The organism is Buttiauxella cochleicola (assembly GCF_021282405.1).
Lineage (GTDB): Bacteria > Pseudomonadota > Gammaproteobacteria > Enterobacterales > Enterobacteriaceae > Buttiauxella > Buttiauxella massiliensis.
Genome location: NZ_JAJSOU010000008.1, coordinates 151579 through 170937, shown reverse-complemented (window position 1 = coordinate 170937; position 19359 = coordinate 151579). Strand labels below are relative to the sequence as shown.

General features: G+C 51.0%; 18 protein-coding genes, 1 riboswitch and 1 other annotated feature. Of the genes, 7 read left to right on the top strand and 11 right to left on the bottom strand.

The window, feature by feature from the left end:
• Positions 1-8: 8 nt before the first annotated feature.
• The gene (gene cbiB / locus LVQ79_RS12980) at positions 9-968 is read right to left on the bottom strand and encodes an adenosylcobinamide-phosphate synthase CbiB (protein ID WP_232865266.1); all 960 of its coding nucleotides are present in this window, start codon (positions 966-968) and stop codon (positions 9-11) included.
• A complete protein-coding gene (locus LVQ79_RS12975) occupies positions 965-2347 on the bottom strand; it encodes a cobyrinic acid a,c-diamide synthase CobB (RefSeq protein ID WP_232865265.1) in 1383 nt (460 codons plus the stop codon). Before LVQ79_RS12975 ends, cbiB begins: the two co-directional genes overlap by 4 nt.
• A 228-nt stretch (positions 2348-2575) precedes the next feature.
• Positions 2576-2755, bottom strand: a riboswitch (cobalamin riboswitch).
• A 226-nt stretch (positions 2756-2981) separates the two neighbouring features.
• On the opposite strand from LVQ79_RS12975, the gene LVQ79_RS12970 reads away from it, so the two are divergent.
• Complete coding sequence (locus LVQ79_RS12970) at positions 2982-3842, top strand: GHMP family kinase ATP-binding protein (protein ID WP_232865264.1); 861 nt, start codon at positions 2982-2984, stop codon at positions 3840-3842.
• A 133-nt stretch (positions 3843-3975) separates the two neighbouring features.
• Here the strand turns inward: LVQ79_RS12970 and LVQ79_RS12965 are convergent, their stop codons facing one another.
• From LVQ79_RS12965 to dacD, 4 genes are all read right to left on the bottom strand, one after another.
• Positions 3976-4296, bottom strand: a complete 321-nt coding sequence (locus tag LVQ79_RS12965) for a DUF496 family protein (protein ID WP_151994365.1) — start codon at positions 4294-4296, stop codon at positions 3976-3978.
• Between the two features lie 206 nt (positions 4297-4502).
• Positions 4503-5561: an FUSC family protein gene (locus LVQ79_RS12960; RefSeq protein ID WP_232865263.1), complete on the bottom strand. Its 1059-nt coding sequence runs from the start codon at positions 5559-5561 to the stop codon at positions 4503-4505.
• An 88-nt stretch (positions 5562-5649) separates the two neighbouring features.
• The gene (sbmC, locus tag LVQ79_RS12955) at positions 5650-6120 is read right to left on the bottom strand and encodes a DNA gyrase inhibitor SbmC (RefSeq protein WP_232865262.1); all 471 of its coding nucleotides are present in this window, start codon (positions 6118-6120) and stop codon (positions 5650-5652) included.
• A 204-nt stretch (positions 6121-6324) separates the two neighbouring features.
• Positions 6325-7491, bottom strand: coding sequence for a serine-type D-Ala-D-Ala carboxypeptidase DacD (gene dacD, locus LVQ79_RS12950; protein ID WP_232865261.1), 1167 nt, complete (start codon positions 7489-7491; stop codon positions 6325-6327).
• A gap of 265 nt (positions 7492-7756) precedes the next feature.
• Between dacD and sbcB the strand changes: the two genes are divergently transcribed.
• Entirely contained in the window at positions 7757-9184 is a 1428-nt protein-coding gene (gene sbcB, locus LVQ79_RS12945; protein ID WP_232865260.1) for an exodeoxyribonuclease I, read from the top strand.
• 46 nt (positions 9185-9230) lie between these two features.
• On the opposite strand, the gene LVQ79_RS12940 is transcribed toward sbcB, so the two are convergent.
• The 5 genes from LVQ79_RS12940 to LVQ79_RS12925 form a co-directional block, all read right to left on the bottom strand.
• The gene (locus tag LVQ79_RS12940; RefSeq protein ID WP_151994370.1) at positions 9231-10595 is read right to left on the bottom strand and encodes an APC family permease; all 1365 of its coding nucleotides are present in this window, start codon (positions 10593-10595) and stop codon (positions 9231-9233) included.
• Entirely contained in the window at positions 10585-10647 is a 63-nt protein-coding gene (yoeI, locus tag LVQ79_RS22585; protein ID WP_115631794.1) for a membrane protein YoeI, read from the bottom strand. The genes LVQ79_RS12940 and yoeI overlap by 11 nt, the downstream gene beginning before the upstream one ends.
• 153 nt (positions 10648-10800) lie before the next feature.
• Positions 10801-12099 (bottom strand): 4-aminobutyrate--2-oxoglutarate transaminase, encoded by a 1299-nt coding sequence (gene gabT / locus LVQ79_RS12935; protein ID WP_232865259.1) that lies wholly within the window; start codon positions 12097-12099, stop codon positions 10801-10803.
• Between the two features lie 139 nt (positions 12100-12238).
• Positions 12239-13153 (bottom strand): LysR substrate-binding domain-containing protein, encoded by a 915-nt coding sequence (locus tag LVQ79_RS12930; protein WP_232865258.1) that lies wholly within the window; start codon positions 13151-13153, stop codon positions 12239-12241.
• 38 nt (positions 13154-13191) lie between these two features.
• On the bottom strand, positions 13192-14019 hold the full coding sequence (locus LVQ79_RS12925; RefSeq protein ID WP_232865257.1) for an SDR family oxidoreductase: 828 nt from the start codon (positions 14017-14019) through the stop codon (positions 13192-13194).
• A gap of 232 nt (positions 14020-14251) precedes the next feature.
• Positions 14252-14374, top strand: a sequence feature (His leader region).
• 35 nt (positions 14375-14409) lie between these two features.
• Between LVQ79_RS12925 and hisG the strand changes: the two genes are divergently transcribed.
• Genes hisG through hisH form a run of 5 tightly spaced genes read left to right on the top strand, consistent with a single transcriptional unit; the run spans position 14410 to position 19354 of the window.
• Positions 14410-15309: an ATP phosphoribosyltransferase gene (gene hisG / locus LVQ79_RS12920; protein WP_064545284.1), complete on the top strand. Its 900-nt coding sequence runs from the start codon at positions 14410-14412 to the stop codon at positions 15307-15309.
• A gap of 4 nt (positions 15310-15313) precedes the next feature.
• Entirely contained in the window at positions 15314-16621 is a 1308-nt protein-coding gene (hisD, locus tag LVQ79_RS12915) for a histidinol dehydrogenase (RefSeq protein WP_232865256.1), read from the top strand.
• Positions 16618-17700, top strand: a complete 1083-nt coding sequence (hisC, locus tag LVQ79_RS12910; protein WP_232865255.1) for a histidinol-phosphate transaminase — start codon at positions 16618-16620, stop codon at positions 17698-17700. The genes hisD and hisC overlap by 4 nt, the downstream gene beginning before the upstream one ends.
• Entirely contained in the window at positions 17697-18764 is a 1068-nt protein-coding gene (gene hisB, locus LVQ79_RS12905; protein ID WP_232865254.1) for a bifunctional histidinol-phosphatase/imidazoleglycerol-phosphate dehydratase HisB, read from the top strand. The genes hisC and hisB overlap by 4 nt, the downstream gene beginning before the upstream one ends.
• On the top strand, positions 18764-19354 hold the full coding sequence (gene hisH, locus LVQ79_RS12900) for an imidazole glycerol phosphate synthase subunit HisH (RefSeq protein ID WP_232865253.1): 591 nt from the start codon (positions 18764-18766) through the stop codon (positions 19352-19354). The genes hisB and hisH overlap by 1 nt, the downstream gene beginning before the upstream one ends.
• The last annotated feature ends 5 nt before the right edge of the window (positions 19355-19359 follow it).

Below are 19359 nucleotides of genomic sequence, written 5' to 3'. Positions count from 1 at the left end.
AGGTGTCCTTAAGCTATGCCAGGTGCAAGTACGCGCAATGCGGCAAACAGCAGCAAAGCAAACAGCGAAGCCAACATCATGAGTTGCATGGTGCGAGTTATATCGTCAAGGGCAATGCCGCGCTGCTCATCCCCCATCCACGGTTTTTCTACCCGCTCGCCAAAATAGGTGTTCGGCCCGCCCAGTCGGATACCTAGCGCGCCGGCAACGGTAGCCTCAGGCCAGGCACAATTCGGACTGCTGTGTTGATAGCGGTCACGCCAGCCGATAAGCAGCGCCTGGCGAGGGTTGGCTCGCAAGAAAAAGGCCGCGAGGGTAAGCAGCAACCAGCTTAATCTTGCGGGAATGAAATTAGCGAGGTCATCAAGCCGGGCGCTGACATAACCAATGGCGCGATATTTTTCGGTTTTATAACCGACCATGGAGTCGAGGGTATTGATAGCTTTGTAGGCCAGGGCAAGTGGTGCACCGCCAATCATCAGGAAGAACAGTGGAGCAATCACACCATCGACACTATTTTCTGCCACCGTTTCGACCACCGCACGGGTGATTTGCGGGCGCTCGAGTTGCGAAGTATCACGCCCGACTATCCAGGATAATTTCTCGCGACTCTCTTCTAGCGTGCCATCTTTGAGTGCGCGATAAACCTCGAGTGCCGCATCACTCAAGCAACGGGCGGCAAGCACGGTATAAATCATCCACACCTCAACCAGCCAGCCGAGCCACACAGATACCTGATTTGCGAGGTGCAATACTCCCCAACTCACGCCCCAGGTCGAACCCACCACAACCAGCCATAACACGCCGCCGCCGATTTTCAGCGCACGGTCGCTTTTGCAGCACCGGCGTATCTGGCGCTGCGTAAAGCTGATGAGATTGCCAATCCAGCGCACCGGATGTGGCCAGTGATGCGGGTCACCGAGCCAATAATCCAGTAACCACGCGACAGCCCACGCAAGAAGTGTCATAGGTGATTCCTCGCAAGTGCTAACCAGCGATTGAGTAACGAGGGACGTTGGGCGAAATGAACATGCAGGTAACTTGCAAAGGTCGCATGATGCTGAATACCGCCCTGCCAGCGCGAAATAGCTACACCATCACGCCATTTGCAACAATCGAGAGCGGCAGGTAATGAGCCGCTAAAATCGGAGTAGTGAAACTCATGGCCGCGCAGGGTTTCGCCTTTTTTGGCAAGTAACGTGTCGTGTAATGCCGTGGCTTCGCAGTAGCCAAAACGCGTCAGCCGTTTGCCCATCTGACTGTGACCAGGCAATACGCCACACATGGCATGGGTTTCCTCATTCCCGTCAGTCAGAGATTCCCCCAGATACATCAACCCGCCACATTCGGCGTACAGCGGAATTCGCTGCTGATGTGCCTTTTGCAGGGATTCACGCATTTTGATATTGGCGGCAAGTTTCTCGCCGTGTACTTCTGGATAGCCACCGCCGAGCCAAATCATTTGGCAATCAGGGAGTTTAGTGTCATGCAAGGGGCTAAAACGCTGGATTTTTACCCCTGCCTGCTCGAGTAATTCGAGGTTGTCCGGGTAATAAAAGTTGAAGGCTTCATCTTCGGCAAGTGCAAGAGTAAGCCCATCAGCCAGTGCCGCATCAGGTATAACCGGCGCTTCACCTTGTGGCAGCGAGTTCAGGCGAGATAAATTTAACAGGAGGTCAATGTTGACGGTTTCTTCGAGCTGTTGCGCCAGCTGCTGCCAGCGTTCATCTTGCGGCGCATTTTCTTGGGCAGGAACGAGTCCGAGATGTCGTGCAGGCAAAGCCACATCGGCCATGACAGGCACGCGGCCAAGCACCGGAATACCACAATAACGGGTGATGGCATCGGCAAGTAATTGATAATGGCTATCGCTGTTGACGCGATTAAGAATAACGCCCGCGATATTCAATGTTGGGTCAAATCGCTGAAAGCCCATTACCGTTGCAGCAATAGAAGTGGAGACAGCTTTACCGTCCACCAGCAAAATCACCGGGCAACCGAGCTGTTTTGCCATTGCAGCACTGCTGCAATAGTCCGGGTCAGTTCCGTAACCATCGTACAGCCCCATCACGCCTTCGATAACGGCGACATCAGCGTGCTGCATTTGTTTTGCAAACAGACCATTAAGCGTTGGCGTGGGCAGCATAAACGCATCGAGATTGCGTGAGGCAATGCCAGACACGGCACTGTGCCAGCCGCTGTCGAGGTAATCGGGACCGATTTTGAAAGGTTGAACGCGCAGGCCGCGCAGCATGAGGGCACGGAGCAGCCCGAGCGTGACAGTGGTTTTGCCACAGCCGCTGCTGGTTCCTGCAATGACGAATGCGTGTTTCGCTGCCCCTGCCATAATTGCCTTTTTACTTACTTCGGCAAAATGCGGATGTCAGCACGTGCGCGCACCTTGCGGCTGCACGCATCTGATGACAACTGGCTTCCCACCGAAGGAGTTGTTTAAAATATTACCCGGAATAATTCGTGGAGCAGGAAGGCGGCAATCGAGCAAATCCCGATGAGCTTACTGTAGTAAGTGATTCGGGTTTGTGAGTGCAGCCAACGCACCTGCAACTTGAAGTATGACGGGTACGGCTGACAAGTCGGTCTTCTGGCTTAGCGTCACTCTCGCCCGCCCTTCCCAATCAAAGATCAGTGGTTACGCGGGTTCGTCGGCATCACAGCAGCGGGGGCTGCGGGGGATTGTCACCCCCTTCCCAGCCATGTTTGACACATGGCATAAACGAGTCAGTTGTATCGATTTTAATTACCGTTTTACTGCATGACATTTTTTAATCATCATGCATATAAATTTGTAAAAGCGGTTCTAGTGTAAAAGCTAATAGATATTGATTGTTGCGCTATAACAATTTTTACTGATTTTTATTAATGCTTAGCTCTTAATCGTTGTAATGTGCCGCTGTGCTATCTTCCCGCGCCTGCGGTGAAAAACAGAATGAATCCCAACATGAAAGAGAGTTGCCAATACTATGGCTGAAGCACGCTGCCCGGCATCCTGCGGCGAGTTAATTCAGGGCTGGATAGATGGCGGGGAAAAACTGGTGTCCTGCCCGATAGACTGGTTTAGCACCGTTGAAGTCAGTGAAGGCAAGAGGCTCTCCGGCGAGCGGCCCCGAATGCGCCAGATGCTGGAGTGCGTCGTCGCGTACTTTGGCTATTCCACTGCGCTAGCAAACAGCCTGAGCATTAATCTGGAATCAACGGTTCCGGTCGGGAAAGGTCTTGCCAGTAGCACTGCGGATATTGCCGCCACAGCAGTTGCTACCGCGCGTCATTTAGGTGAAATGCTGGATGAGTCCGCGCTTGCCACTTTATGCGTGCAACTAGAACCAACGGACAGCACGATTTTCCGCAAGCCAACCCTTTTTGACCATATCCAGGCACAAGTACAAATTAGCTGCCAGCCCACGCCAATGCTGGAAATTCTGCTGCTTGAAAGCAATACCACGCTTTTGACGGAGGATTATCATCGTTACGAACGAGAATCAGTGTTAATCCATAACGCGGGCTTACTGGATAACGCCTGGCAGACGCTACAACGCAGTTGCCGACAACAAGATGCCCGGTTGTTAGGTGAAGCCACTACAATGAGTGCCAAAGCCTGCCAGCAACTGTTAGTAAAACCCATGTTTTCCCAACTATTAGCCCTGGTCGAAGAGACAGATTTGTACGGGTTAAATGTGGCGCATAGCGGCAGTGTGGTGGGATTGATGCTTGATACCAGTAAGCATGATGTTGAGAAGATGCTCTGGCTGATAAAGCATTTAGAGATTGATAGACATTATCCGCAGCAGCATCTGGTAAAGATGATAGAGGGCGGAGTGCGCTGAGTTGTTGCGAAAAAAAACCGCCGATTCGGCGGTTTTCACAATTAACACTATTTACCCTAAATAATTCGAGTTGCATTAAAGCGGTAAGTGAACGCAGCTAACACACAGGCAGCTCGAAGTATGACGGGTAAATTTAGTCGGGTTTGATTTCACCCATCACTTTCAGTTTTTTGGAAATTTCACGACGCTCTTTAGACAGTTCAGCATTCTTGATGATGTAATCATCAACACGGTCTTCGTAGTCGGTTTTCATGCTGGCAATGATGCCTTGAATAGCTTCAATGCTCATACCTGGCTTAATATAGTCACTCAGGTTATCAAGCAGCAGAACACGTTTTGAGTTATCACGGATCTTTTTCTGAACGTCCTGAATCTCACGCTGCAGTTTGTTTTTACGACGGAACAGACGTACAAACTCAAGCACGTCCTGGAAAGAAGGTTTAGTTGGTTCCATTTTTATACCCCTGCTAATTTCATACTCGGATTCGTTAAGACAACCGCCATAAGATTACCTTAATGGTAGCGGCGGCCGCTGACAATTCTTTTATCCCCGTCTGTTCCGGGCTCTATAACCAAACAGTACAGGCGATTAGTCTCTTTCGCTATCTTAACCTCAATTGGTGCTGAATCGAAACCAGCAATTCGCTCCGCACCCCGCAATTATTTACGTAACGCGCGGCAGATCAACTGCGAGAGTAATTCCAGTTGACGAGCAAGCTCCAGACTCAACCAGACATAACCGTGAATTGGGGTTTCCTGAAGTTTCCCATTTCCACCTTCCTGCATAAGCTGGCGCAACTCGCTGACGATCTCAGTCAGCTTTTCATTATTCGCAGAAATCGGTGATGGGTTGCCGTCATGCAATGCATGAGCAATCGCAGCAAGTGTGCGTTGCGTCATCTGCTGAGTATCACGCAGAGTATGAGCATTGATCATCAGGAAATGACTCTCTCGGGAAGCCCAGTAAGCGTTGATTTGCAGCTCAAGCGTGCACACCATATTACGGCTGACAGTTTGTATCGCTTCGAAAATAGATTTCTGGATGTGGGTTTCTTTGCTGCTCGGCCCAATCAGCGCGCGCATTTTCACTACATCGGTCAACACCTGATGCAGGTGTTTTTCCAGACGCGGGCGCTCCAGCAAGTTCGGCGAAAAACCTGCGTTATAAACCCGGCCAAAGGCGGTGACGAAATTCGCCATTTGAATGCGCCAGTGGATAAACGCGCGCTGCGGATAAATACTGGTAAATAGCATTGCGAGTAATGATCCGAAGATAACATCACCACTACGCCACATCGCAATTTCCATATCCCCAGCCGGAGCACCCACCACGACCGCAAGGGTAATACCAATCAGCAGAGCCTGATACGGGCGTTTCCCCAGCGCCAGGTAACCGCAAATAAACATAGCAAAAGCGCACCAAACCAGCATCAGCGGCAGAGAAAACAGCTCCAACCTTAGTGCAATAAGCCCCATGGTTGCGCCACAAATGGTACCGCCAATACGTTCAAAGGCGCGAGGTACTACATTTCCCCAGAAGGATATTGGCCCCATCACCACCACTAAAGTGATTAATGGCCACGTGCCCTCCGGAACTTTCAGAAGATGTACGATGAGAAAGGTAAGAACAAATGCCAGCGCGATACGAACGCCGTGCACAATTCGGTAGTTGCGATAAACACGCAGTTCAAACGGGCTTAGTGATTTGTCGGGGCGCACACCCGGCTCTCCTGAAACAAAAGCGTGATTGTACCTGTTTTTTTAGTGTGGGCATCACAAAGTTAGGGGGCTTGAGCCCCCTTCGCCTTTAGACTTGATCTGCTACCGGGATATACATATCAACTTCCCACACTCCACTCTCAGAGCCATCATTCAGGTAGTGCTCAAAGCAAGGTTTGCCGGTTAACTGGTAACGGTTATCAGCAAGGAGACTATCAAAGAAGATATTCCATGGTTTTGCAAAATCGCCGTCGTCGACTTTTGCACGCGCGACCGCATATTGCCCTGCTTCAATGCGTGTAGTGATGACACCTTCACTGTTTTCAGGCACGGTAAAATCTTCCGCAACGGATACAACCGTATCGCAACGGAGCTTTTCTGCAGGCACGACATCTGGGTTATCGTAGTAAACCGCCAGCCACTCTTCACCGACGACTTTATGCGATTTAACCCATAGAGAAAGTTGCTCAAATCCTTGTTGAACCGTTTTTTCCCACGGCCCTACCATATGAAAACCCGCTACTTTTCGCTCATGAACTTGTTGTACGTTAAATTCCATATGACCTCCTGACCCGATTAAAAGTACTGTATATAAATACACCACTCTATTGCAGGGAAGCAATCCTTTGGCAGGGTGATGTGGTTACTTTGCGAGCAAGATCGCTTTTCGCCAATAGATCGTAGTACAGACGAGAAGCGCAGGTTAGAACTAAATGCGAAAAAAAGGCCAACATAAAGTCAGCCTGTTGAAATTTTTAAGCAACTACAGCTTGTGGCTCAGATAATCACTAAATCGCGACCATGCACTGCCCTTTTTAACATCTGTTAGCGTTACCAGCGGCCAGTGTGCAATCAACTTGTCGCGGTCAAACAGTTCAATTTCACCAACATGTTGGTTAGCGGCGACAGGCGCTTCCATCTCCGGGTTATCAAGGACATATTTGGCTTTAATGTTTGGAACTTCTGATTTTGGCAGCGCCAGATAGACATCCTGATTGGTGCCGACTTCAACTTTCTTTTGGTCGCCATACCAGACTGTTTCGGTGCCAATTTTTTTGCCTTTATGCAGCACCTGCACAGTATCAAAATTATCCTGACCCCAATGCAGCAGTTTACGCGCCTGATCCTCGCGGCCTTTCGAGCTTTCCGCACCCATGACAACGGCAATTAAGCGGCGCTCGCCATCAACACTTGAAGCGATAAGATTAAAGCCTGCACTGGCAGTGTGCCCGGTTTTCAAACCATCCACATTCAGCCCCTTATCCCACAATAGGCCATTGCGGTTCTGCTGCGTGATGCCATTCCACGTGAGGCTACGCTCGCTATACATATGATAAAAATCAGGCTCGCCGTGAATAATGGCGCGAGAAAGTACCGCAAGATCGTATGCCGAGCTATGCTGGCCAGGCGCATCGAGGCCGTGAACCGTTTCGAAATGGGTATCGCGCAGATGTAACTGCTGCACGTATTTGTTCATCAGGGCCACAAATTGTGGCTGCCCGCCAGCGACGTAATCGGCTAACGCGACACAAGCGTCGTTCCCGGAATCAATAATCAGCCCGCGGCTCAAGTCATGAACCGTTAATCTGTCACCTGCTTTCAAAAACATCAGCGACGAACCGTCAAAAACCGGATTCCCTTTCGCCCAGGCATCTTTACCTACGGTGACCATATCGTTTGCCGAGATACGCCCGCTATCAATGGCGCGATCCACCACATAGCCGGTCATCAGTTTGGTCAGACTCGCCGGGTTGCGTCGCACATGTTCATTTTGCGCTGTCAGTATTTGCCCGGTGGTGTAATCCATCAACACCCACGATCCCGCCTGGATCTGTGGAGGTGGTGGTGCATTAACAAAGGTATCGTCGGCAAAAGCGGAGTGAGCAACAAAAGAAAGCAATGAACAGGCAGCAAATAGACGGATCTTCAACGATATACCCTCGGAAACAATAAATTCAGCCGCTTCTTTTACTGGAGTTTGCGATAATTTTCGCGATTAAATTGCAAAAAGTTATGAATAATCAAATTTGCATACGGGCGTTGAATGCTTTTCACGGTGGTGCAGGAGGCTTATTAATGGTTTACCATGCACTTATGCAACACCTGATAATCAAGATGGAAACATGGAGAGGGTTTTAGTGGTATTTCAGTTTAATAACAGCAAGTTAAACAACACTCAAGGGCGGAAATAAGCCGTGGAAAATTCAACGCAACAACCGACCTTCCTCTTTCATGATTATGAAACTTTCGGCAAGAGTCCATCTCTTGACCGACCAGCGCAATTTGCAGCGATTCGTACTGATGACCAATTCAATGTTATCGGTGATCCTGAAGTTTTCTATTGCAAACCCGCTGATGACTACCTTCCACAGCCAGAAGCTGTGATGATTACCGGTATTACCCCACAACACGCACTGGCTCAGGGCGTGAATGAAGCAGATTTTGCCAAACGTATTCACAATATCTTTACCGTGCCGAAAACCTGCGTGGTCGGCTACAACAACGTGCGCTTCGACGATGAAGTAACGCGCAATATTTTCTACCGTAACTTTTACGACCCATACGGCTGGAGCTGGCAGAACGATAATTCGCGCTGGGATTTGCTCGATGTGATGCGCGCCTGCTATGCCCTGCGCCCGGAAGGGATTGTCTGGCCGGAAAACGACGAGGGGCTGCCGAGTTTCCGCCTCGAGCATTTGACCAAAGCCAACGGTATTGAACATGCGAACGCGCACGATGCGATGTCTGATGTATACGCCACTATCGCGATGGCGCAATTAGTTAAGACTCGCCAGCCACGGCTGTTTGAGTACCTTTACAGCCATCGTTCCAAACACAAACTCACCACATTGATTGATATCCCGCAGATGAAACCACTGGTGCATGTTTCCGGGATGTTCGGCGCATGGCGTGGCAACACCAGTTGGATTGCACCGCTGGCCTGGCACCCGGATAACAAAAATGCGGTGATTATGGTCGATTTAGCAGGTGATATTTCGCCGCTGCTGGAACTGGACGCCGATACATTACGCGAACGTTTGTATACGCCGAAGGCCGCGCTTGGCGATGCGGCTGCGGTGCCAATTAAACTGGTGCATCTGAATAAATGCCCGGTGCTGGCGGTGGCTAATACGCTGCGCCCGGAAGATGCCGAACGTTTAGGAATCGATCGTAAGCGTTGCCTGGATAACCTGAAGTTACTGCGCGAACACCCTTTAGTACGTGAAAAAGCGGTGGCTATCTTTGCTGAATCCGAACCTTTTGTACCATCTGAAAATGTTGATGCGCAGCTTTATAACGGTTTCTTCAGTGATGCAGACCGTGCGGCGATGCGCATAGTGCTGCAAACCGATCCGCAAAATCTGCCTGCGCTGGATATCACTTTCGCCGATAAACGTATTGAAAAGCTGTTGTTTAACTATCGCGCGCGCAATTTCCCAGGAACACTGGATGAAGCAGAACAACAGCGTTGGTTAGAACACCGCCGCGATGTGTTATCTCAGGAAGCGTTGCAAGCCTACGCGCAAGAACTGGAGGCGCTGTATAACCTGCATGAAGGGGACAAGGAAAAGACGGCGTTGCTTAAGGAGCTGTTTGAGTACGCGCAGTTTTTGGTAGGGTAATAGATAGCAAAAAGGCCGCTTTCGCGGCCTTCTTCGTAGTTAGCTTTTACGCTAAATCTTCGTTGAATTGCGGAACCGGGTTACGGAAGCGGCGAGTTACGAAGGCCAGATAAGTCAGGCCAATGGCCGCCCAAATCAGACCCAGAATCATCGAGCTTTCTTCCAGGTTAATCCACAACGCACCGACTGTCAGCGCACCACAAATTGGTAGCACCAGATAGTTGATGTGATCTTTGATGGATTTATTGCGCCCTTCACGAATCCAGAACTGGGAAATCACTGACAGGTTAACGAAGGTAAACGCCACCAGCGCACCGAAGTTAATCAGCGCAGTTGCAGTCACCAGGTCAAACTTAACCGCAAACAGAGCAATGATACCGACCAGTACAACGTTGAGCGCCGGGGTACGCCATTTCGGGTGAATGTAGCCGAAGAAGCGCTCCGGGAACACGCCGTCACGGCCCATCACATACATCAGGCGAGAAACGCCCGCATGTGCCGCCATACCCGATGCCAGAACCGTCACGCAGGAGAAAATCAGGATGCCGAACTGGAAGGCTTTACCTGCCACGAAGAGCATGATTTCTGGCTGCGATGCATCCGGATCTTTAAAGCGCGAGATGTCCGGGAAATACAGTTGCAGGAAGTAAGACACCACAACGAAGATCACGCCGCCAATTAAAGCAGTCAGGAAAATCGCTTTTGGGATAACGCGGCCTGCATCTTTGGTCTCTTCAGATAGAGAACTAATACCGTCAAAACCAAGGAACGAGAAGCATAGGATGGTCGCACCGGTAATCATCGGCACCACATTCGCATGTTCTGACCAGAATGGACGTGTACTGGTTAACGTACCTGCACCTTCGCCATTTGCCACACCGTAAATAACCAGACCGGTGATCACCACCATCACGATCATTTGCAGCACAACAATAAAGCTGTTGAAGTTAGCCACGGTTTTGATGCCGCGCAGGTTGGAGATAGTCATAAAGCCAACCAGCAGCACCACGAAAATCCACGACGGGATAGATGGCACCAGAGCTTCAAAATAGATTTTTGCCAGCAGGATGTTGATCATCGGCATAAACAGATAATCAAGCAAGGCAGACCAACCCACCATAAAGCCAACCACCGGGTGGATTGCTTTTTGAGCGTAGGTATAGGCAGAACCCGCTGATGGGAAGCGGCGTACTAGCTTTCCATAACTTAACGCGGTGAACAAAATTGCCACAAGGGCAAACGCGTAAGCCGTAGCGACATGTCCGTCGGTAAGGCCAGATACAATCCCAAATGTATCGAACAAGGTCATAGGCTGCATATAAGCAAGGCCCATCATAACTACCGGAATGAGCGTAAGGCTCTTACGGAGTTCAACACGAGATTTTGCACCTGCGGTGACGTTAAGCGACATGGTCATTCCCCCAAACGGCGAATACCTGCGCAAAAGCAAAAAGCTGCCCCATCTGAATTTCCTCGGCGACACGACTGTCGTTTTTTAAAAGCTAGTATCTATCCGGTACGAAGCCCGGCCTCTTGGATTTTTGGCGTATGCCTGTTTGACTACTTGAACTTAATGCAAAAAAATAACCGACGCGTTTAACGTCGGTTTTTTGTTCTCATTTAGTGAGGCGCGTATTTTGCACTAATTCAAGGCAGGATGACAAGATATTGAGGCCTTCATTAACAATTTCTTTTTCAGCCGTTAACGGGACGAGAAAACGAATAACATTCGCTCTCACTCCGCATGACAGCAACACTAAACCTTTTCTGCCTGCTTCTTGCACAAGTACCTGTGTTAACTCTTTATTTGGGCGGTGGCTATCGCGCTCTTCCACCAACTCCATCGCGATCATGGCACCGTATCCGCGCACATCACCAATGCAGGTAAATTGCTCACTCATTTGCTGTAAACGATCAGTGATTAGCTCACCGATTTCCTGCGCCTTTTGATTGAGATTTTCTTGCTCAATGACATCAGTCACCGCCAGTGCCGCTGCAATCGCTACAGGCGAGCCGGCATAAGTACCACCCAAGCCGCCAGGCATCGCTTTATCGAACAGGGATTTTTTGCCGACGAGCGCTGAAAGTGGGAAGCCGCCTGCCAGGCTTTTTGCCATAGTGATGAGATCCGGCGCCACCTCACTATGTTCAATCGCAAACGTTTTACCCGTTCTGCAGAACCCACTTTGGATTTCATCTGCAATCAGAACGATGCCGTGCTTATCGCACAGCGCCCGCAGTTGTTTCATAAATGATGGTGACGCTGCATAGAAACCACCCTCACCTTGCACCGGCTCAATAATGATCGCGGCGACTTCATCCGGCGAAACATCAGCAGCAAAAATACCCGCCAATGACGCCAGTGCCTGAGTGTCACTCACGCCAAGGTAGGCCGCTGGATAAGGTGCGTGATAAATGCCTGCCGGGAACGGACCATAGCCCTTTTTATACGGCTGAACTTTGCCCGTTAAGGCCATGCCCAGTAAGGTCCGGCCATGGAAGGCGCCACGAAATGCGATGATGGCCGAACGCCCCGTCGCAATACGCGCCACTTTAATGGCATTTTCAACCGCTTCCGCGCCGGTAGTGAGAAACAGCGTCTGGCATGGTTCGCTTATTGGCACCAGTTTGTTCAACCGTTCGGCAAGCTCAATATAGTTGCCGTAAGGTGTGACCTGGAAACAAGGATGGGTAAATTTTTCAAGTTGTTGACGCACGGCGTCAATAACGGCCGGATGGTTATGCCCGGTATTTAGCACCGCAATACCAGAGGCAAAATCAATATAGCGTTTGCCTTCAACATCCCATAATTCGGCATTTTTCGCTTTTTCGATGTATACCGGCAGTGCATTGCCGACCCCATGAGGAACCGCCTGTTCACGCCGCGACTGCCATTGCTGATTGGTTTGCTTCATACAGACTCCTTGCGTGCAAAAAAACTCCGCAAAACAAAGCAGAGAAGAAAATTTAAACGCGAAGACATATTCAGAAGAAATAACGAGCCACTTTAAACAATAGATGTGAGCCTGGCGCTCTGCCACTCACCCAAAAGCATTATTTTTGCGTGGTTCCGTATACCAATGCGATTTCGGGACTATTGACGATTTGCTCTCGCCACCATTCACTGGCAAGCCCGGCAGTCTGCTCATTCCAGCCAATCCATACCGGTACAAAAGGTACATGGGATACAACCTGCTTTTCCACCAGCACGCCACTTTCGATAAAACGCTGCGCCATGTAACGGGGTACGTAACCACAGCCAATACCACTGATTTGCAGCTCGAGTTTGGTTTTGAAATCAAAAACGGTGATCGCATCTTGTTCTTCGAGTAAATGCATCGAACGTGACGGCTCAAGACGCGATGTGTCGCCAACTACAACGGCACGGCTGCGTTTGATAATCCGGCGAGTGAGTGGTTCTTCAGCTTCCGCAAGTGGGTGATGAGGTGCAACAACAAAGATACTTTCAAGTTGACCAAGGAGTGTAAAACCAAAACCGCTCAACGATGGTGGGTCGCTCATAGCGCCAACAATAATATCTGCCCGCCCTTCAGTGAGCGCTTCCCATGAACCGCCCAATACACCGTTGATGAATTTCAGCCGCGTCACGCTATAACTTTTGTAGAAAGCTTCAATAAGTGGAGTCAGCAACGAAAAGGGAAAAGAATCATCCACGCCAATCACCAGCTCGTTTTCCCATCCCTGATGAAGCTTGATAGCCTGCTGTTCCAGTTCGCGTACGGTATGCAGCACTTCGCGACCTTTTTCCAGCAGAAGCTGACCCGTTCGCGTAAAACGCGCACGGTGGCCGGATCGGTCGAGTATTTGAATGTTGAGATCGTTTTCGAGTTTTTGAACGGTGTAACTGAGTGCGGAAGGCGTTTTAAAGAGCTTTGTTGCCGCAGCAGCAAAGCTCCCTTCTTTATCGAGGGTATCGAGAATTATCAGCACATCCAGCAGTGGTTTCATACTCGTTCCTGGAGGTCACGAGCAACACCCCACAGTGGTTACTGCATGGGCATTACCAGCGGGTTTGGATATTGATATTCAAACCCAAGTTCGTTGCAAATACGGTTGCCATCCACCAGCTTACCGTGGCCATTTTGCGTTTCAGTTCGAAAAACGGGTGCGTCTAAATTCATCTGCCGTGCCATCAAAGAGTAGAACTCGGCGCGCGTTGGATGAGCTGGCGCACATAAATTATAGATGTGCCCGCCTTTCGGAGCCTGTAGCAACAGAGTAATTGCAGAAATAACATCCTCAAGGTGCACCAGATTCACCCCATGAGCACCGTTAGCCACATTAGTTTTCCCTGCCAGAAAACGACCAGGATGGCGTTCCGGCCCAACCAAACCCGCAAGACGCAAAATATCTACCGAGGTGCCAGGCAAATCATGCAACCAGGTTTCAAGCTCTTTCAGCACCAGCCCACTGGCGGTAACGGGCTCAAGCGGCGAGGTTTCTTTCACGCTGCCTTCTGTTTCTCCATACACCGACGTGGAACTGGTAAAAATGATACGCGGGATATTATGAGCCAGTGCGCTATCAACAATTTCTTGTACCGCTTGCAGGTAAAAATCGTCACCATCGCCAGTACGACGAGCGGGCAGCGTGATCACCAGCGCATCAGCATCCAGTAATGCATCAAGATCGTCGCTGTCACAAACCAGCTCAGGAGTCAGTTGCAACTGATAACCGTCAATCCCACACATTCGCGCCGCTTCAACGCCATCGAGGGTCGTTTTACTCCCTGTCACTTGCCAGCCCCGCGCTGATAAAGACAACGCCAGTGGCATTCCCAGCCACCCTAACCCGACAATCGCAACCTTTTTCATGCCTTCTCTCCTGGATTGCAGCATATCTCTCTGCTGTGCTTTTTAGCCCTTTATTAAGGCTACGCCACGTTACGACAACTGACAATCAATGGCACTAAACAGAATATTAATTGAGGGGGTAAAAAGCCCTTGCACAAGGCACTGAATATGGTTTACGTTAAAAGCACATCATGAATAAACATTCATACGAGAATTTTATGACACGCGTTCAAACTACTACCCACCATCATCACCATCATCACCATCATCCTGACTAGTCTTTCAGGCGATGTGTGCTGGGAGACAGAAAAATCTTCCAGTGGTGCATGAACGAGTCAATAAGCCCCCGGAAGATTTCTTCCGGGGGCTTTTTTTTGGACGTCAGACAAGAATTTATTAGAGGGATTACTCATGTTAGACAATAACCGTTTACGCATAGCTATTCAGAAATCAGGCCGTTTAAGCGATGACTCACGCGAATTGCTCGCACGCTGTGGCATAAAAATCAACCTGCATACCCAGCGCCTGATTGCGTTAGCTGAAAACATGCCGATCGACATTCTGCGCGTGCGTGATGACGATATCCCTGGCCTGATTATGGACGGTGTGGTTGATCTCGGCATCATCGGTGAGAATGTGCTGGAAGAAGAGTTACTGACGCGCCGCGCTCAGGGCGAAGACCCACGTTACTTTACCCTGCGCCGCCTGGATTTCGGCGGTTGCCGCTTTTCTCTGGCGATTTCCGTTGATGAGCCGTGGGACGGCCCGGCAAGCCTGAATAATAAGCGTATCGCGACCTCTTACCCTCACCTGTTGAAGCGCTACCTTGATGGCAAAGGTGTGCAGTTTAAATCTTGCCTGTTGAACGGTTCTGTTGAAGTGGCCCCGCGTGCGGGCCTGGCTGATGCAATCTGTGACCTGGTTTCTACTGGCGCAACACTCGAAGCTAATGGCCTGCGTGAAGTAGAAGTGATTTACCGCTCCAAAGCCTGCCTGATTCAACGCGACGGTGAAATGCCGGAAGCCAAACAGCAGTTAATCGACAAACTGATGACTCGCATCCAGGGTGTGATTCAGGCGCGTGAATCGAAATACATCATGCTGCATGCACCAAGCGAGCGCCTGGATGAAATTATTTCTCTGCTGCCAGGCGCTGAACGCCCAACTATTCTGCCGCTGGCTGGCGATCAACAACGTGTGGCAATGCATATGGTGAGCAGCGAAACGCTGTTCTGGGAAACCATGGAAAAACTGAAAGCGCTGGGTGCCAGTTCGATTCTGGTGTTACCAATTGAGAAGATGATGGAGTAACACCATGGCAAACTTCAATACGTTGATTAACTGGAATGAGTGCGATGCAGCGGCGCAACAGGCTTTGCTGACCCGTCCGGCGATTTCTGCCTCCGAAAGCATTACCCGCACGGTGGCTGACATTCTTAATAATGTGAAAGCTAACGGTGATGCTGCATTGCGCGAATACAGCACAAAGTTTGATAAAACAGATGTGCAGCAGCTGAAAGTCAGTGCGCAGGAAATTACCGATGCCGTTGCTCGTCTGGGTTCGGAGATTAAAGACGCGATGGCCGTTGCTGTCGCGAATATCGAAAAATTCCACGTGGCCCAGCAACTGCCAACCGTTGATATCGAAACCATGCCGGGTGTGCGTTGCCAGCAGGTTACGCGCCCGGTTGCCTCTGTTGGCCTTTATATTCCTGGTGGTTCCGCACCGCTGTTTTCAACCGTATTGATGCTTGCCACGCCTGCACGAATCGCGGGATGCAAAAAAGTAGTGCTGTGTTCACCTCCGCCGATTGCCGATGAAATTCTGTATGCCGCGCAACTGTGTGGCGTGCAGGAAGTGTTTCAGGTCGGTGGCGCGCAGGCGATTGCCGCACTGGCGCTGGGCACGGAAAGCATCCCGAAAGTGGATAAGATCTTCGGGCCAGGCAACGCGTTTGTGACCGAAGCCAAACGCCAGGTCAGCCAGCGTCTTGACGGCGCGGCTATCGACATGCCTGCTGGCCCATCAGAAGTTTTAGTCATCGCTGACAGCGGTGCAACGCCTGACTTTGTGGCATCGGACCTGCTTTCACAGGCCGAACACGGCCCGGACTCGCAAGTGATTCTGTTAACGCCGGATGCCGATATGGCACAAGCCGTTGCCGAAGCCGTTGAGCGCCAGCTAGCCGCTCTGCCACGTGCTGAAACCGCTCGCAAAGCGCTGGAAAGCAGCCGCCTGATTGTTGCCCGAGACCTCGAGCAATGCATTGAGATCTCCAACCAGTACGGCCCGGAGCACCTGATTATTCAGACCCGCAACGCCCGTGACCTGGTCGATAGCATCACCAGTGCAGGTTCAGTCTTCCTCGGCGACTGGTCACCGGAATCGGCTGGCGACTACGCTTCTGGCACTAACCACGTGCTGCCGACGTATGGTTATACCTCAACGTGTTCAAGCCTTGGATTGGCTGATTTCCAGAAACGGATGACGGTTCAGGAACTCTCACCACAAGGTTTCGCAAGTCTTGCGAAAACGATTGAAACTCTGGCCGCCGCCGAGCTGCTGGATGCCCACAAAAACGCCGTTACCCTGCGAGTTGCAGCACTGAAGGAGCAAGCATGAGCATTGAAGAGTTAGCCCGCGAAAATGTCCGCGCCCTGACCCCTTACCAGTCGGCGCGCCGCCTGGGCGGTAATGGCGATGTGTGGTTAAACGCCAACGAATACCCGACCGCCGTTGAGTTTGAATTAACGCAACAGACGCTAAACCGTTACCCGGAATGCCAGCCTAAACTGGTCATTGAACGTTACGCCGAGTATGCAGGCGTAAAACCGGAACAAGTTTTGGTGAGTCGTGGCGCGGACGAAGGCATCGAACTGTTGATCCGCGCATTCTGCGAACCGGGCAAAGATGCCGTTCTCTACTGCCCGCCGACATATGGCATGTACAGCGTCAGCAGCGAAGCCTTTAACGTTGAGTGCCGCACCGTCCCTACACTTGCAGACTGGCAGCTTGATTTACCGGGAATCGCTGAGAAAATCGAAGGCGTAAAAGTCATTTATGTTTGCAGCCCGAACAACCCAACCGGTCAGTTAATCAATCCGCAAGACTTCCGCGTGCTGCTTGAAATGGCTCGCGGCAAAGCGCTGGTTGTGGCCGACGAAGCCTATATTGAGTTTTGCCCGCAGGCGACGCTGGCCGGTTGGCTGAATGAATATCCACACCTTGTGGTTCTGCGCACACTTTCTAAAGCCTTTGCGCTGGCTGGCCTGCGCTGTGGCTTTACGCTGGCAAATGAAGAAGTGATCAATTTGCTGATGAAAGTCATCGCCCCTTACCCGCTTTCGACCCCGGTTGCGGATATTGCTGCTCAGGCATTAAGCCCGCAGGGAATAAATGCAATGCGCGAGCGCGTCGCAGAAGTCCTGGTGAATCGCCAGTACCTGGTCACCGCACTCAATGAAGTAGGTTGCGTAGAGCAAGTTTTCGACTCAGAAACCAACTATGTTCTGGCCCGCATCACCGCTTCAAGTGCAGTGTTTAAATCTCTGTGGGATCAGGGCATTATCTTACGTGACCAAAATAAACAACCATCATTAAGCGGCTGCCTGCGGATTACTGTCGGCACCCGTTTAGAATGCGAGCGCACCATTGCTGCGCTGCGTGAACAACCAGGCCTGACGGCCACGGAGGGCGTGTGAGCCAGAAAATTCTTTTTATCGACCGTGACGGCACTTTAATTTCTGAACCACCTTCAGATTATCAGGTGGATCGCATGGACAAACTGGCCTTTGAACCAGCGGTGATCCCCGCCCTGCTGCAATTGCAAAAAGCCGGATACAAGCTGGTGATGATCACCAATCAAGATGGCCTGGGAACGGACAGCTTCCCGCAGGCGGATTTTGACGGCCCACATAACCTGATGATGCAGGTGTTTACTTCTCAGGGCGTGGACTTCGATGACGTGCTGATTTGCCCACACTTGCCGGCTGACAACTGTGAATGCCGTAAGCCAAAAATTGCCATGGTGAACGGTTACCTGGAAGAAGGCGTGCTGGATAAACCCAATAGCTATGTGATTGGCGACCGCGCGACAGATATTGAGCTGGCTGAAAATATGGGAATTCAGGGTTTACGCTACCACGGCGAAACGCTGAACTGGCCGACCATCAGCGAAAAGCTGACTAAGCGTGACCGCTATGCCCACGTTGAACGTGCCACCAAAGAGACACAAATCGACGTGCAAGTCTGGCTCGACCGTGAAGGCGGAAGCAAAATTAACACTGGCGTCGGTTTCTTCGACCACATGCTGGACCAGATTGCCACCCACGGCGGTTTCCGAATGGATATCAGCGTAAAAGGCGATCTTTATATCGACGACCACCACACGGTTGAAGACACTGGTCTGGCGCTGGGTGAAGCGTTGAAAATTGCGCTGGGCGACAAACGTGGGATTACCCGCTTCGGCTTCACCTTGCCGATGGATGAATGTCTGGCCCGTTGTGCACTGGATATTTCTGGCCGCCCACACCTTGAATACAAAGCCGAGTATAACTTCCAACGTGTCGGCGATTTAAGCACTGAGATGGTTGAGCACTTCTTCCGTTCACTTTCTTACACCATGGGCGTGACGCTGCACCTGAAAACCAAAGGTAAAAACGACCACCATCGTGTCGAAAGCCTGTTTAAAGTCTTTGGCCGCACGTTGCGCCAGGCTATTAAAGTCGAAGGCGACACGCTGCCCTCCTCAAAAGGAGTGTTGTAATGAACGTGGTGATCCTCGATACCGGGTGTGCCAACCTGCACTCGGTGAGGTCAGCAATCCAGCGCCACGGCTACGAGCCGTTGGTGAGTCGCGACCCGGATGTGGTGCTACGCGCCGATAAACTTTTTCTACCGGGCGTTGGAACAGCACAAGCGGCGATGGATCAGATTCGTGAGCGCGAGCTTATCGATCTGATCAAAGCTTGTACCCAACCCGTGCTGGGCATTTGCCTCGGTATGCAATTGCTGGGTTCGCGCAGCGACGAGAGCAACGGCATCGACATGCTCGGCATCATCGAGCAGCCAGTGCTAAAAATGGTCGACCATGGTTTGCCTTTGCCGCATATGGGCTGGAACCGTGTCTACCCGAAAGCAGGCGACCGCCTGTTCCGCGGCATCGACGACGGTGATTATTTTTACTTTGTGCACAGCTACGCGATGCCGGTATGTGCAAACACCATCGCTCAGGCAAGCTACGGTGAAGCCTTCACCGCGGCCGTGCAAAAAGATAATTTCTTTGGCGTGCAGTTCCACCCGGAGCGCTCGGGTGCCGCAGGCGCAAAATTACTGAAAAACTTCCTGGAGATGTAAGCACC

What these genes read in the sequence shown, in the direction of transcription:
- cbiB (WP_232865266.1), bottom strand. Translation starts at nt 968, where the DNA reads ATGACACTTCTTGCGTGGGCTGTCGCGTGGTTACTGGATTATTGGCTC.
- LVQ79_RS12975 (WP_232865265.1), bottom strand. Translation starts at nt 2,347, where the DNA reads ATGGCAGGGGCAGCGAAACACGCATTCGTCATTGCAGGAACCAGCAGC.
- LVQ79_RS12970 (WP_232865264.1), top strand. Translation starts at nt 2,982, where the DNA reads ATGGCTGAAGCACGCTGCCCGGCATCCTGCGGCGAGTTAATTCAGGGC.
- LVQ79_RS12965 (WP_151994365.1), bottom strand. Translation starts at nt 4,296, where the DNA reads ATGGAACCAACTAAACCTTCTTTCCAGGACGTGCTTGAGTTTGTACGT.
- sbmC (WP_232865262.1), bottom strand. Translation starts at nt 6,120, where the DNA reads ATGGAATTTAACGTACAACAAGTTCATGAGCGAAAAGTAGCGGGTTTT.
- LVQ79_RS12940 (WP_151994370.1), bottom strand. Translation starts at nt 10,595, where the DNA reads ATGTCGCTTAACGTCACCGCAGGTGCAAAATCTCGTGTTGAACTCCGT.
- gabT (WP_232865259.1), bottom strand. Translation starts at nt 12,099, where the DNA reads ATGAAGCAAACCAATCAGCAATGGCAGTCGCGGCGTGAACAGGCGGTT.
- LVQ79_RS12930 (WP_232865258.1), bottom strand. Translation starts at nt 13,153, where the DNA reads ATGAAACCACTGCTGGATGTGCTGATAATTCTCGATACCCTCGATAAA.
- LVQ79_RS12925 (WP_232865257.1), bottom strand. Translation starts at nt 14,019, where the DNA reads ATGAAAAAGGTTGCGATTGTCGGGTTAGGGTGGCTGGGAATGCCACTG.
- hisG (WP_064545284.1), top strand. Translation starts at nt 14,410, where the DNA reads ATGTTAGACAATAACCGTTTACGCATAGCTATTCAGAAATCAGGCCGT.
- hisD (WP_232865256.1), top strand. Translation starts at nt 15,314, where the DNA reads ATGGCAAACTTCAATACGTTGATTAACTGGAATGAGTGCGATGCAGCG.
- hisC (WP_232865255.1), top strand. Translation starts at nt 16,618, where the DNA reads ATGAGCATTGAAGAGTTAGCCCGCGAAAATGTCCGCGCCCTGACCCCT.
- hisH (WP_232865253.1), top strand. Translation starts at nt 18,764, where the DNA reads ATGAACGTGGTGATCCTCGATACCGGGTGTGCCAACCTGCACTCGGTG.